Consider the following 13,719-nt stretch of genomic DNA (forward strand, 5'->3'; position numbering starts at 1 on the left):
TGCCCCACGCCGTCGTGGTCGTCGGGTCGCTGAGCGCCCGGCACGGCCCCGACGCCCCGCTCGCCGACGACCCGCGCGCCCTCGCCGCCGACGACGCCCTGCTCGCGGCTCTCGCCGACGGCCCCGCCGCGCTGGCCCGCGCGCTCGACGTGCTCGGCGCCGACGGCGCGCGTTACCTGGCCGTCTCGGGCCGGTCCCCGTGGCGCGCGGCGCTCGCGCTGCTGCCCGGCGACGCGACCGCCGAGAGCACCGGCCTGCACGCCGAGGTCGTGGCCGGCGCCCAGCACGCGGTCGCCGCCTGGCGGCTCGCGCCCCGCACCCCGCAGCACCCCGAGGAGCCCCGTTGACCGTCGTCGTCGCCGTGGTCGGCCCGACCGCGACCGGCAAGTCCGACCTGGGCGTCGCCCTCGCGGAGCACCTGGACGGCGAGGTGGTGAACGCCGACGCCCTGCAGCTCTACCGCGGCCTGGACATCGGCACCGCCAAGCTGACCGTCGCGGAGCGCCGCGGGACCCCGCACCACCTGCTCGACGTGCTCGACCCGCACGAGGACGCCACCGTCGCCGCGTACCAACGGGACGCCCGCGCGGCCCTCGCCGACATCGCAGCGCGCGGCAGGCGCCCGATCGTCGTCGGCGGGTCCGGCCTGTACGTGCGGTCGCTGCTCGACCGGATCGAGTTCCCCGGCACCGACCCGGAGGTGCGCGCGGCGCTGGAGGCCCGCGTCGAGGCGGAGGGCGCCCGCGCCCTGCACGCCGAGCTCGCCGCCGCCGACCCGGTCGCCGCCGAGAACATCGGCCCGCGCAACGCCCGCCGGATCGTCCGGGCGCTGGAGGTCATCGCGCTGACCGGCCGGCCGTACTCGGCCAACCTGCCCGGCCACGACTACGAGGTCCCCGCGGTGCAGATCGGCCTCGACTGCCACCGCGCCGTGCTGGACGAGCGCGTGCAGGCGCGGGTGGACCGGATGTGGGCCGCCGGGCTCGTCGACGAGGTCCGCGGTCTGCTCGACGCCGGCATCGGGCGCACCGCGTCCCGGGCGGTCGGCTACGCCGAGGTGCTGGCGGCGCTGCGGGGCGAGATCACCGAGGACGAGGCCCACGGGCAGGTGGTCGCGGGGACGCGCCGGCTGGCCCGCAAGCAGATGGGCTGGTTCGGGCGGGACCCGCGGGTGCACTGGCTCGACGCCCGCGACCCGGACCTGGTCGAGCGGGCCCTCGCCCTGGTGGCCGCCGCGGACGCCGGGACCCTCGGGCTCGCCACGGACGACCCCGCACCGCGCCGTAGTCTGGGGTCATGACCGCCCCCGCCGCGTCCCCGGCCGCCCGCGCCCTGCCCGACTCCGTCGCGGCCCTGCGCGTGACCAAGGGCCACGGCACGCAGAACGACTTCGTGCTGCTGGACGGCCGGACCGGCATCGCGCTGGACGCGGACCTGGTGCGGGCGCTGGCCGACCGCCGGGCGGGCATCGGCGGTGACGGGGTCATCCGGCTGGTCGCCAGCGCCGAGCTGCCCGAGGGTGCCGCCGTGCTGGCGGAGGACCCGGCCGCCACGTGGTTCATGGACTACCGCAACGCCGACGGCTCGATCGCGGAGATGTGCGGCAACGGCGTGCGCGTCGTCGCGGAGTACGCCCGCGCGCTGGGCCTGTGGGACCCCGCAGCGGGCGAGCTGGTGCTCGGCACCCGCGCCGGGGTCCGCCGGGTCCGGGAGGCCGCCGGCCCCGCGGGCGAGACCTGGTACGCCGTGGACATGGGGGAGTGGCGGCTGCCGGGCGGGCCCGAGGCGGCCGCCGCCGGGGCGGACGCGCAGGTGGACGTCCCCGGGCTCCCGGTGCCGCGGCCCGCGCTCAGCGTCGACCTGGGCAACCCGCACACGGTGCTGGCGCTCGCGGACGACGCCGAGCTCGCCGCCGCCGACCTGACCCGGGCGCCGGCCGTCGACCCGGTGCCGCCGCACGGCACGAACGTCGAGCTCGTCGTCCCGCTCGGCGAGCAGCGGCTGCCCGACGGCACCGTCGTCGGCCGGGTCCGGATGCGGGTGCACGAGCGCGGGGTGGGTGAGACCCGGTCCTGCGGCACGGGCGCGTGCGCCGCGGCGCTCGCGGTGCGCGCGTGGGCGGGCCCGCAGGCGCCCGACGTGTGGCTCGTGGACGTGCCGGGCGGCACCGTGCGGGTGGCGGCGCTGCCGGACGGGCACGTCGAGCTCGCGGGTCCGGCCGTGCTGGTCGCGGACCTCGACGTCGACCTCGCGGCGCTCGCGCGCTGACGCCGCCCGCGTTGGTGGCGGGCAGGCCCGGACCGGCCCCGTCGTCGGTCCCGCACCGGCACCCGGCGGAACACCCCGCCTGCCGCCGGCGTTGCACCCGGCGTGACCGACCTGTCGACCGCCGCCGCCCTGACGGCCGAGGACCTGCGGCGCCCGCTGGGCCGGGACGCGACGTTCCTGCAGCTGTCGTCCGGCTTCTGCGCGCCGTGCCGGGCCACCCGCCGCGTGCTGGAGCGGGTCGTCGCGACCCAGGACGGCGTCGCGCACGTCGAGGTCGACGTCGCGCACCGCGCGGACCTGGCCGAGCGGTTCGGGGTGACCGGGACCCCCACGACGGTGCTGCTCGACGCCGGTGGTGCCCCGGCGGTCACCGTGACCGGCGTGCCGTCGCTCGCGCAGGCGCGCGCCGCCGTCGCGGCGCTCCGCGCCGGGGCCTGAGCCTCAGCCCGCCGCGACGACCCGCAGGACCCGGAAGCCGCGGGCGGTCGCGACCCGGTCGACCTCGGCGACGCCGTCGAGCTCCGCCGCCAGCCAGCGCAGCAGCGAGTCCGACCCGAGGTTCTTCGCCACCACCAGGTACGCCTCGCCGCCCGGCACCAGCCGGCGGAGCCACTGCCGGAGCATCGCGTGCAGCGTCTCCTTGCCGACCCGGATCGGCGGGTTCGACCAGATGGCGGCGAACCGCACGTCGTCCGGCACGTCCTCGGGCCGCGTCGCCGTCAGCCCCGCCACCTCGAGCCGCGCCGCGTTCCGCCGCGTGAGGTCGAGCGCCCGCTCGTTCACGTCCACGGCCCACACCCGGGCGTGCGGCGCGAGCAGGCCGAGGGTGAGGGCGACCGGGCCCCAGCCGCAGCCCAGGTCGAGCAGGTCGCCGTCGCGCGGCGGGTCGGGCACGTGCCGGAGCAGCACCTCGGTGCCGGAGTCGAGGTGGTCGGGGGAGAACACGCCGCCGGCGGTCTCGACCTCGACGTCCCGGCCGGCGAGGTGCACGGTGCGCGCCCGGCGCTCGTCGGGCGAGGCGGGCTCGGCGGTGAAGTAGTGCTCGGTGCCGGTCACGCCGCGACCCTACCGGGGCCGGCCCGCCCGCCCGTCCGCCGGTGGCGAATAGCCTCGCGCCCGCCCCCGCGGCGCGCGACACTGGTACCCGGGCCGCCGACGACGGCCGCCCGACCCCGACAGCGAAGGAACCGCGTGAACGACCCCCAGAACCCCACGACTCGCGAGCAGGACGTCCCGGAGACCGAGGTGGACGCGCAGCAGGCCGCGCGCGACGCCCAGCGGGTCGCCGACGACGTCGTGGCACGCGTGCTCGCGCGGGCGGGCACGGCGGTCCACGACGGCGCGACCGTCCACACCACCTACGACGGCGAGCAGCTCGACCTGGAGGAGCGCACGTCGCTGCGCCGGGTCGCGGGGCTGTCCACCGAGCTCCAGGACGTCACCGAGGTCGAGTACCGGCAGCTGCGCCTCGAGCGCGTCGTGCTGGTCGGCATTTGGGGCGCGGCGGGCACCACCCAGGAGCAGGCCGAGATCTCGCTGCGGGAGCTGGCCGCGCTGGCGGAGACCGCGGGGTCGACGGTCCTGGACGGCCTCCTGCAGCGCCGGCAGAACCCGGACCCGGGCACGTACCTCGGCTCCGGCAAGGCGGCGGAGCTCGCGGGCGTGGTCCTCGCCGCCGGCGCGGACACGGTGGTCGTCGACGGCGAGCTCGCCCCGTCCCAGCGCCGCGCGCTGGAGGACGTGGTGAAGGTCAAGGTCGTCGACCGCACCGCGCTGATCCTCGACATCTTCGCCCAGCACGCCAAGTCCCGGGAGGGCAAGGCGCAGGTGGAGCTCGCGCAGCTCGAGTACCTGCTCCCGCGGCTGCGCGGCTGGGGCGAGTCGATGTCCCGGCAGGCCGGTGGCCAGGTCGGCGGCGCCGGCGCGGGCATGGGCTCCCGCGGACCCGGTGAGACGAAGATCGAGCTGGACCGCCGCCGCATCCGCAACCGGATGGCGAAGCTGCGCCGGGAGATCGCCGCGATGGAGCCCGCTCGGCAGACCAAGCGGGCGTCCCGGAAGAAGAACGCGATCCCGTCGGTCGCGATCGCCGGGTACACCAACGCGGGCAAGTCCTCGCTGCTGAACCGGCTCACCGACGCGGGCGTCCTGGTGGAGAACGCGCTGTTCGCCACCCTGGACCCGACGGTGCGCCGCGCCCAGGCCGCGGACGGCCGGGTGTACACGCTGGCCGACACCGTCGGCTTCGTGCGCAACCTGCCGCACCAGCTGGTCGAGGCGTTCCGGTCGACGCTGGAGGAGGTCGCCGACGCGGACCTGGTGCTGCACGTCGTCGACGCCTCGCACCCGGACCCGGAGGGGCAGATCGCGGCCGTGCGGCACGTGTTCGCCGACATCCCGGGCGCGATGGACGTGCCCGAGATCATCGTGCTCAACAAGGCCGACCTGGCCGAGCCCGAGGCGCTCGCGCGGCTGCGCTCGCGCGAGCACGGCGCGGTCGTCGTGTCCGCCCACACGGGCGAGGGCATCGACGCGCTCCAGGAGGTCATCGCCGACCAGCTGCCGCGTCCCGGCGTGCCGGTCGACCTGGTGATCCCGTACGACCGCGGCGACCTGGTGCACCGGGTGCACGAGACCGGCGAGATCGACGCGGAGGAGCACACGCCGCAGGGCACGGCGCTGCGCGGCCGGGTCGACCAGGCGCTGGCGACCGAGCTCGCGGCCGCGGCGGTCGAGCGCGGCTGACGCGCGCGGGTGCGGGGGGCCTCCGCGTGCCGGAGGTGTCCCCGCACCCGACTACCCTGTCCGGGTGCCTGATCCCGCCCCCGACGTCGACCACCTGCTCGACGTGGCGGTCGCGGCCCTCGGCGGGTCGCCCCGCGAGGGCCAGCGCCGGATGGCGAACCAGGTCGCCGAGGCGGTCGAGAAGGGCGAGCACCTGCTCGTGCAGGCCGGCACCGGCACCGGCAAGTCGCTCGGCTACCTGGTGCCGTCCGTGCGGCACGCGGTGGTCGCCGACGAGCGGGTGGTCGTCTCGACCGCGACGCTCGCGCTCCAGCGCCAGGTGATGACCCGCGACCTGCCGCTGGTCGCCGACGCGCTCGCCCCCGAGCTGCCGCGCAAGCCCCGGATCGCGCTGCTCAAGGGCTGGCACAACTACGTCTGCGTGCACAAGACGTCCGGCGGCTACCCGCCGGACGACCAGGGCATGCTGTTCGACCTCGGGGACCGCGGCGCGGCCGAGCACCCCTCGACGACCGACGCCGCCGATGGCGAGGACGCCGGCAAGGAGTCGCTCGGCGCGCAGGTGGTGCGGCTGCGGGAGTGGGCCGAGGAGACCGAGACCGGCGACCGCGACGACCTGGTCCCCGGCGTCACCGACCGCGCGTGGCGCCAGGTGTCCGTGACGTCGCTGGAGTGCCTGGGCCAGCGCTGCCCGCTGCTGGAGGAGTGCTTCCCCGAGCGGGCCCGCGCCGCCGCCCGGTCCGCCGACGTCGTGGTGACGAACCACGCCATGCTGGGCGTCGCCGCGTCGGGCTCGCCGCACGTCCTGCCCGAGCACCAGGTGCTGGTCGTGGACGAGGCGCACGAGCTCGCCGACCGGGTCACCGCGCAGTCGACGGCCGAGCTGTCCGTCGGCAGCGTCGAGCACGCCGGCCGGATGGCGCGCCGCCACGGCGGCGTCGCGACGACGGAGCTCGACTCCGCGGCGACCGCGCTCGGGGCCGCGCTGATCCACCTGCCCGAGGGCCGGTTCACCGCGGGGCTGCCGGAGGGCACCCGGCAGGCGGTCGCGATGGTGCGGGACGCCGCGCGCGGGCTGCTGTCGGCGCTGCGCCCGGAGAAGCCGGCGGCGGGGGAGTCGGCGGCCCCCGCGGACAGCGGACTGAAGATCGCGACCTCGTCGGTGCTCGCCCTGTTCGAGGTCGCGGAACGGATGGCAGCCGAGGCCGACGACCAGCGGTACACGGTCCTGTGGTGCTCGCGCGCCGAGCGGGACGGGGCCACCCGGCTCTACGCCGCGCCGCTCGCCGTCAACGGGCTGATCCGCACCCACCTGCTCGCGGGTCGCGCGTCGGTGCTGACGTCCGCGACCCTCAGCCTGGGCGGCGAGTTCCGCTCGATGGCGCGCAGCATCGGCCTGGAGGGCGCGGGCGAGGCGGCTGCCGCCACCGCGACCGCCGCGACGGTGGCGGTGTCCGCGCCGGGCGGCAGCGAGGGCACGACCCTCGACGTCCCGAAGCCCGCCACGAGCCCGGCCCCTGCGTCGCTGCCCTGGCACGGCGTGGACGTCGGCAGCCCGTTCGACTACCCGCGGCAGGGCATCCTCTACATCGCGCGGCGGCTGCCCCCGCCCGGGCGCGAGCCCGCCACGGACGCCCAGCTCGACGAGATCGAGGCGCTCATCACCGCCGCGGGCGGCCGGACCCTCGGGCTGTTCTCGTCCCGCCGCGCCGCGGTCGCGGTCGGCGAGGCGATGCGCGAGCGGCTCGACGTCCCCGTGCTGGTGCAGGGCGAGGACCAGCTCCCGACGCTGGTCAGGCAGTTCGCCGCCGACGAGCCGACCTGCCTGCTCGGCACCCTGTCGCTGTGGCAGGGCGTGGACGTGCCCGGCCGGTCGAACCAGCTCGTCATCATCGACCGCATCCCGTTCCCGCGCCCCGACGACCCGGTGAAGTCGGCCCGGTCGGAGGCGGTGGCCGCCTCGGGCGGCAACGGCTTCATGTCGGTGGCGGCGACGCACGCCGCGCTCCTGCTCGCCCAGGGCGCCGGCCGGCTGATCCGGTCGACGGCGGACCGCGGCGTGGTGGCGGTGCTCGACCCCCGGCTGTCGACGGCGCGGTACGGCGAGTTCCTCACCCGGTCGCTGCCGGCGTTCTGGCGGACGACCGACCGCGAGGTGGCGCTGGGCGCGCTGCGCCGGCTGGCGGAGCCGCCGGCCGCGACCTCGCCGGCCCCGGCGACCGCCTGACCTGCGGCCGGACCGCCGGCGACGCGCCCGGGCCCCCGCCCCGGGGAGCGCCCGCCCGCGTCGGCCCGCTAGCCTCGTGACCAGCGCGCCGACCGGCGCGCGGGCACGGGCAGCACGTACGGGAGGACCGCCGTGAGCGAGCAGATCGACGACGTCGAGGGCGACGAGCTGGGTCTGGTGGGCACGACCCTGCCGCCCCGCCGCACCACCAAGCTGGCGGTCGTCGGCGCGGGCGCGGTCGGCTCGACCATGGCCTACGCGGCGCTGATGCGCGGCGCCGCACGCAGCGTGGTGCTCTACGACATCAACAAGGCGAAGGTCGAGGCCGAGGCGCTGGACCTCGGGCACGGCATCCAGTTCATGCCGATGGCCGAGGTGATCGGCTCGGACGACATCGCCGCCTGCGCCGACGCGGACGTCGTCATGATCACGGCGGGCGCCAAGCAGAAGCCGGGGCAGACCCGCATCGACCTGGCCGAGGCGACCATCTCGCTGGTCAAGAAGATCCTGCCCTCGCTGGTAGAGGTCGCCCCGAACGCCGTCTACGTGATGGTGACCAACCCGGTCGACATCGTCACCTACGCCGCGCTGAAGTTCTCCGGGCTGCCGCCGACCCAGCTGTTCGGCTCCGGCACGGTGCTCGACTCGTCGCGGCTGCGGTACCTCATCGCGCAGTACACCGGCGTGGCCGTGCAGAACGTGCACGCCTACATCGCCGGCGAGCACGGCGACACCGAGCTGCCGCTGTGGTCCTCCGCCACGATCGGCGGCGTGCCGATCCTCGACTGGAACGCCATCGAGGGCCACGTGCCGCTGACGCACGAGGTCCGCGAGTCGATCGCGCGCGAGGTCGTCGAGTCGGCGTACCGGATCATCGCGGGCAAGGGCGCGACCAACTACGCCGTGGCGCTCGCCGGTTCCCGGATCATCGAGGCGATCGTCAAGGACGAGCGGCGCATCCTGCCCGTGTCCTCGCTGCTCGACGGGTACCACGGCATCAGCGACGTCTGCCTCTCGGTGCCGTCGATCGTCGGGCGCTCCGGCGTGGGCGAGCGGCTGCAGGTGCCGATGTCGACCGACGAGCTCGCGGGCCTGCGGCGGTCGGGCGAGCAGCTGCGCGCGGTCGCGCGGCGGTTCGGGCTCTAGCGACGCGACGCGCCGCGACCGCGCGCACCGGTCCGGCGCCGCACGGCGGACGGCCCCGGCCCCCACCCCTCGCGGGCGGGGGCCGGGGCCGTCGTCGTCACAAGCTGCGCAGCACCGACACGACGCGGCCGAGCACCTGCGCGTGGTCGCCGTCGATCGGCGAGTAGGCGGGGTTCTGCGGCAGCAGCCACACGTGGCCGTCGGTCCGCTTCAGGGTCTTCACGGTGGCCTCGCCGTCCAGCATCGCGGCGACGATCTCGCCGTTCTCGGCGACGGGCTGGCGGCGGACGACCACCCAGTCGCCGTCGCAGATCGCCGCGTCGATCATCGAGTCGCCGACGACCTTGAGCAGGAACAGCTCGCCCGCGCCGACGAGCTGGCGGGGGAGCGGGAACACGTCCTCGACGAGCTGCTCGGCGAGGATCGGGCCACCGGCGGCGATGCGGCCGACCACGGGCACGTACGCGGCCTCGGGGGCGCCCTCGCGGGCGGCGGAGTCGGCGTCCCCGATGCCGATGACGCCGGTGATGCCGGCGCCGCCCGCCAGCGGCGCGACGCCGCGCGAGTCGTCGGGCTGGACGACCTCGATCGCGCGCGGCCGGTTCGGGTCGCGGCGCAGGTAGCCCTTGCGCTCGAGCGCGGTGAGCTGGTGCTTGACGCTCGACGGGCTGGTGAGGCCGACGGCGTCGCCGATCTCCCGCATGCTCGGCGGGTAGCCGCGCGACTCCACCGACGCGCGCACCGTCTCGAGGACCAGCCGCTGGCGCGGCGTGAGGCCGTCGCCGTCCCCGAGCTCCGCCACGGTCGCCTCGCCGAGGCCCGCCGCGGTGCCCGTCCCGTCGCTCGCCATGTCCGCTCCCGTCCCGTCCGCCCTGGTCAGGCCGCCCGCCGGGGGTCCGGGGCGGTCCGTCGGGCTGGCGTGTCAGTGCCTCGTGGTGCGCTGTACCCGACGTCACCGAGCGTAGGGGGACGGACGGACGGGATCAAACACCTGTTCGATCGTGTCTCGACAACGTCGGTGGCGTGTGGTTCGATCGTACAAGCGTTCGAACGAACAGGTGTTCGACTCGGGTCGCCCGGCGGCCCAGGAGGGAAGTGGTGGGGATGAGCGCGATCGCAGCACACCCGGGGATCGCCCGTCCGGCGCGCCGGCAGGTGCCCGCCCGGCGCGACGGGGATGCGCGCCGGCCGGTCGCCGCGGGTGGCGAGGGCCGCCTCCACCTGACGCGGCGCGGTCGTGTCGTCGTCGCCCTCCTGGGCCTGGCGGTCGTGCTCGGCGGTCTCGTGGGCGGCCGCGCGGTCGCGGACGGCCCCGAGCAGGCGACCGAGGTCACCACGCACGCGGTGCAGTCGGGGGAGACGCTGTGGCAGATCGCCGCAAGCGTCGCCGGCCCGGGCGAGGACGTGCGCGACGTGGTGCTCGACCTGCAGCAGCTCAACGGGCTCTCGGACGCCTCGCTCCAGGCGGGCCAGGTCCTCCTGCTCCCCGCCGGTTCCTGAGTCTCCGCCCGGCGCCTGGCTCGCCGCTCGGCGCCCGGCCCGCCGCCCGCCGCTCGGCACCGGCCCCCGGGGCACCGGCCCCCGGGCACCTGCCGCCCCCGGCGCCTGTCGTCGGCGCTGGTCAGGGCGCCGTCGAGGTCTCGATCGCATTACGACACTCGGTGCTTGCGTAATTGGTCGCGGCGCCTCTAGTGTGGTGCCACCTCGAACGGCTGGCTGGGGGGCTCGCCGCGAGGGACGCGTCGTCGTCGTGGCTCTCGGGCCCGACGCAGGAGCGTGCAGCAACCGTCGGGACGAGGCGAGTCGTCCGGACGAGACGGGACGGGGGCGTCCCCACGAGGGTGGCCGCAGCAGCGGCCACCCTCGTCGTCTGCCGGGGCCCGTCCTGCGGGCCCGCGACCAGGCCCTTCACCCCTGCGCGGATCCGCCTTGCACCGCCCGCTCCCGGGGCCCTACCGTGTCCCGGTCGTCCGGGCGGGCGCGCGCCGCAGCGGTCGCCGGCCCCGCGGCGTGCACCACATCCCGGAGGAGGCGTCCATGCACTGCCCGTTCTGCCGTCACGCCGACTCCCGCGTCGTCGACTCCCGCACGTCCGACGACGGCCTCTCGATCCGCCGCCGGCGGCAGTGCCCGCAGTGCAACCGCCGGTTCACGACGATCGAGACCGCGAGCCTGTCCGTCGTGAAGCGGTCCGGCGCGACCGAGCCGTTCAGCCGGGAGAAGATCGTCAACGGCGTCCGCAAGGCCTGCCAGGGCCGCCCGGTCAGCGACGACGACCTCGCCGTGCTCGCCCAGCGCGTCGAGGAGAACCTGCGCGCGAGCGGCAGCGCGGAGCTGGACGCGTACGAGATCGGCCTCGCGATCCTGGGCCCGCTGCGCGACCTGGACGAGGTGGCGTACCTGCGGTTCGCCAGCGTCTACCAGGGGTTCAGCAGCCTCGAGGACTTCGAGGCCGCGATCACGGTGCTGCGCGCCGAGAACGAGGCGGCGGACGCCGCCCGCGCCGCCGCGGCGGACGCCCCCGCCGAGGGCGCCCCGACCGCCTGACCCACCGGCGGGTCCGCCGCTCGCGTCCGCACGGCGTCGTCCCGCCGCGCGCACGGCCCGCGCGTACTACGGTCGGTCGGGTGATCCCTGCTGACCTCGCGCTCCTGCACGCCCCCGGAACCCCCGCGGTCGCCCCCGACGGCTCGTTCGCCGTCGTCGCCCGCACCGCCCCGGACCTCGAGTCCGACGAGTACACCGGCCAGCTCTGGCGGGTGGCCACCGACGGCGGGACGCCGCCGCTCCGTCTGACCCGCGGCCACCGCGACACCGACCCCCAGGTCTCGCCGGACGGCCGCTGGGTCGCGTTCCTGCGCGCCGAGCCGAAGGGCCGCCCGCAGCTGTTCGTGGTCGAGGCCGCCGGTGGCGAGCCCGTCCGCCTGACCGACGCGCCGCTCGGCGTGCAGACCGCCCGGTTCTCCCCGGACGGCGCCACGCTCGCGTTCCTGGCCCGGGTGCCCGAGGAGGGTCGCTACGGCGACGGCGACTCCGGCGCCGAGCGCCCGCGGCACATCACGGAGCTGCCGTACCGGAACGACGGCGTCGGCTTCACCCGGGACAAGCGCCGCCAGCTGTTCGTGGTCGACGTGCCGCAGGACCCGGACGCGCGTGCCGCCGTCCCGGCCGGCGAGGACGCCGAGCCGGCGGCCCGGCAGATCACGTCCGGCGACACGGACGTCGAGCAGATCGCCTGGTTCCCCGGTGGCCGGTACGTCGCCGCCGTCGCGGCCCGGCACGCCGCCAAGGACCAGGACCTGCGCTCGGACGCCGTCGTCGTCGACACGGCCCCCGACGCGGACGGCGCGCTCGTGCCGCTGACGGACGCGGACGCGGGCAGCACCCTCGCCGTCGCGGCCGTGCTGCCGTCGGCGGACGGCGGGGCGCTCTGGCTGCTCGCGCAGGACATGGGCCCCTCGGGTCGCGGGTTCGTCGCGACCCAGACCGGCCTGTTCCGGCTCCCGCTGACCGCGGCCGCGGGCGGCGCGACCCCCGCGGCGGCCGGCGCGCCCGAGCGGCTGACCGACGCCGAGGCCGTGGACCTCGACCCCGGGACGTTCGCCGTGACGGCGGACGGGGTGCTCGCGGGCGTGCTGCACCGCGGCACCGTCGTGCTGCGCGCGCACCGCGCGGACGGCACGACCCGCGACCTGCTCACGGGCCTGGTCGCGCACGGCGTGGGCGCGGCGACGGGTGCCCCGGTGGCCGTCGTCACCGCGGCGGGCCCCGGCACGTCCGGCGACCTGCACGCCGTCGACCTGGCGACGGGCACCACCCGTGTGCTCACGGACTGGTCGGCGCCGCTGCGTGCCACCGGCCGGGTGCGCGAGCCGCGCGAGGTGACCACCACCGCGCCCGACGGCTACCCGGTGCACGGCTGGCTCGTGACGCCGGACCCGGAGCGGTTCGCGGGCCCGCACCCGACCATCCTCATGATCCACGGCGGCCCGTACGCGCAGTACACGGTCGCCCTGTTCGACGAGGTGCAGACGCTGGCCGAGGCCGGCTACGCCGTCGTGTACGGCAACCCGCGCGGCGCGGCGGGCTACGGCTCGGCGCACGGCAAGGCCATCCAGCACGGCTTCGGCACGGTCGACACCGATGACGTGCTCGCCCTGCTCGACGCCGCGCTGGAGGACCCCGCGCTGGACGGCGAGCGGGTCGGCGTGATGGGCGGCTCGTACGGCGGCTACCTCACCGCCTGGCTGACCACCCGCACGGACCGGTTCGTCGGCGCGATCGTGGAGCGCGGCTTCCTCGACCCGGTGAGCTTCGTCGGGTCGAGCGACATCGGCTGGTTCTTCGGCCTGGAGTACCTGGGCGACGGGGACGACGAGGAGTCCCGCGCCCAGGTGGCCGCGCAGTCGCCGATGGCGCACGTCTCCCGGGTGACCACGCCGACGCTGGTGATCCACTCCGAGCAGGACTGGCGGTGCCCGGTCGAGCAGGGCCAGCGCTGGTTCGTGGAGCTCAAGCGCCGCGGCGTGCCGGCAGAGCTGCTGCTGTTCCCCGGCGAGGGCCACGAGCTGACCCGGTCCGGTCGCCCGCAGCACCGGCTGGTGCGGTTCGAGCACGTGCTCGACTGGTGGGAGCGGACCCTCCCGGTCGAGGGCTGACCCCGCCGACCGGCAGCACGACGAGGGGCCCCGCACCGGATCGCCGGTGCGGGGCCCCTCGCGTCGTGCGGGTGGGGGCCGTCAGGCCGCCGAGGACGACAGCAGGTCGTCCCGGACGACGCGACGCAGCACCTTGCCGATCTGGGACCGGGGCAGCTCGGTGAGGATGACGAGCTCGCGCGGCACGGCGTACCGGGCCAGCCGCTCGCCGCACCACTCGCGCACCGCGGCGATGTCGACGTGCGCCCCGAGCTCGGTGACGATCGCGGCCACGACCTTCTCCCCGAGGTCGCCGCCCGGCAGGCCCACCACGGCGACGTCGCGCACGCCGGGCATCCCGCGCAGCTTGTCCTCGACCTGCGACGGGTACACCTTGAAGCCGCCGGTCACGATCATCTCCTTGATCCGGTCGACCAGGACGACGAAGCCGTCCTCGTCCAGCCGGACCACGTCGCCCGTGCGCAGCCAGCCGTCGGGCAGCAGCTGCTCGGCGGTCTCCTCGGGCCGGTTCCAGTACCCGGCGAACACCTGCGGGCCGCGGATCAGCAGCTCGCCCTGCTCGCCCGGGGCGACGTCGCGCGTCGGGTCCTCCTGGTCGACCACCCGCACGTCGGTGCTCGGGAACGGCAGTCCCAGGGCGCCGGGCCGGCGGGCGGGGGACAGGGGGCTGCCGAG

General features: G+C 76.5%; 13 protein-coding genes. 10 read left to right on the forward strand and 3 right to left on the reverse strand.

The features are described 5' to 3' along the window. The 4 genes from G6556_RS11545 to G6556_RS11560 all read left to right on the forward strand — a co-directional run. Window positions 1-347, forward strand: a 347-nt coding sequence (locus G6556_RS11545) for a hypothetical protein (protein WP_205693355.1), incomplete at its 5' end; no start/stop codon positions are given. Continuing rightward, window positions 344-1,300 (forward strand): tRNA (adenosine(37)-N6)-dimethylallyltransferase MiaA, encoded by a 957-nt coding sequence (gene miaA, locus G6556_RS11550; RefSeq protein WP_166941438.1) that lies wholly within the window; start codon window positions 344-346, stop codon window positions 1,298-1,300. The genes G6556_RS11545 and miaA, both read left to right, overlap by 4 nt. Continuing rightward, window positions 1,297-2,268, forward strand: a complete 972-nt coding sequence (gene dapF / locus G6556_RS11555; protein WP_166941439.1) for a diaminopimelate epimerase — start codon at window positions 1,297-1,299, stop codon at window positions 2,266-2,268. The genes miaA and dapF overlap by 4 nt, the downstream gene beginning before the upstream one ends. Window positions 2,269-2,370: 102 nt before the next feature. Then, window positions 2,371-2,706 (forward strand): thioredoxin family protein, encoded by a 336-nt coding sequence (locus G6556_RS11560; protein ID WP_166941440.1) that lies wholly within the window; start codon window positions 2,371-2,373, stop codon window positions 2,704-2,706. Window positions 2,707-2,709: 3 nt separating this feature from the next. Here the strand turns inward: G6556_RS11560 and G6556_RS11565 are convergent, their stop codons facing one another. Next, on the reverse strand, window positions 2,710-3,324 hold the full coding sequence (locus G6556_RS11565; RefSeq protein WP_166941441.1) for a methyltransferase: 615 nt from the start codon (window positions 3,322-3,324) through the stop codon (window positions 2,710-2,712). 189 nt (window positions 3,325-3,513) lie between these two features. Between G6556_RS11565 and hflX the strand changes: the two genes are divergently transcribed. From hflX to G6556_RS11580, 3 genes are all read left to right on the forward strand, one after another. Continuing rightward, window positions 3,514-5,013 carry a GTPase HflX gene (gene hflX / locus G6556_RS11570; RefSeq protein WP_166941450.1) on the forward strand — a complete coding sequence of 500 codons (1,500 nt, stop codon included), beginning with the start codon at window positions 3,514-3,516 and terminating at the stop codon, window positions 5,011-5,013. 64 nt (window positions 5,014-5,077) lie between these two features. Beyond that, a complete protein-coding gene (locus tag G6556_RS11575; protein WP_346774850.1) occupies window positions 5,078-7,240 on the forward strand; it encodes an ATP-dependent DNA helicase in 2,163 nt (720 codons plus the stop codon). A gap of 144 nt (window positions 7,241-7,384) precedes the next feature. Next, window positions 7,385-8,386 carry an L-lactate dehydrogenase gene (locus G6556_RS11580; RefSeq protein ID WP_346774851.1) on the forward strand — a complete coding sequence of 334 codons (1,002 nt, stop codon included), beginning with the start codon at window positions 7,385-7,387 and terminating at the stop codon, window positions 8,384-8,386. A 97-nt stretch (window positions 8,387-8,483) separates the two neighbouring features. Here the strand turns inward: G6556_RS11580 and lexA are convergent, their stop codons facing one another. Next, complete coding sequence (gene lexA, locus G6556_RS11585) at window positions 8,484-9,236, reverse strand: transcriptional repressor LexA (RefSeq protein WP_166941442.1); 753 nt, start codon at window positions 9,234-9,236, stop codon at window positions 8,484-8,486. A gap of 254 nt (window positions 9,237-9,490) precedes the next feature. On the opposite strand from lexA, the gene G6556_RS11590 reads away from it, so the two are divergent. The 3 genes from G6556_RS11590 (at window position 9,491) to G6556_RS11600 (ending at window position 13,044) form a co-directional block, all read left to right on the forward strand. Continuing rightward, the gene (locus G6556_RS11590; RefSeq protein ID WP_205693356.1) at window positions 9,491-9,886 is read left to right on the forward strand and encodes a LysM peptidoglycan-binding domain-containing protein; all 396 of its coding nucleotides are present in this window, start codon (window positions 9,491-9,493) and stop codon (window positions 9,884-9,886) included. A 537-nt stretch (window positions 9,887-10,423) separates the two neighbouring features. Then, complete coding sequence (gene nrdR, locus G6556_RS11595; RefSeq protein ID WP_166941444.1) at window positions 10,424-10,933, forward strand: transcriptional regulator NrdR; 510 nt, start codon at window positions 10,424-10,426, stop codon at window positions 10,931-10,933. A gap of 80 nt (window positions 10,934-11,013) precedes the next feature. Further along, window positions 11,014-13,044, forward strand: coding sequence for a S9 family peptidase (locus G6556_RS11600; RefSeq protein ID WP_166941446.1), 2,031 nt, complete (start codon window positions 11,014-11,016; stop codon window positions 13,042-13,044). Between the two features lie 81 nt (window positions 13,045-13,125). On the opposite strand, the gene G6556_RS11605 is transcribed toward G6556_RS11600, so the two are convergent. Further along, a partial coding sequence (locus G6556_RS11605; RefSeq protein WP_166941448.1) for an AMP-binding protein occupies window positions 13,126-13,719 on the reverse strand: 594 nt, incomplete at its 5' end.

This window comes from Cellulomonas sp. IC4_254, from assembly GCF_011603975.1.
GTDB lineage: Bacteria > Actinomycetota > Actinomycetes > Actinomycetales > Cellulomonadaceae > Cellulomonas.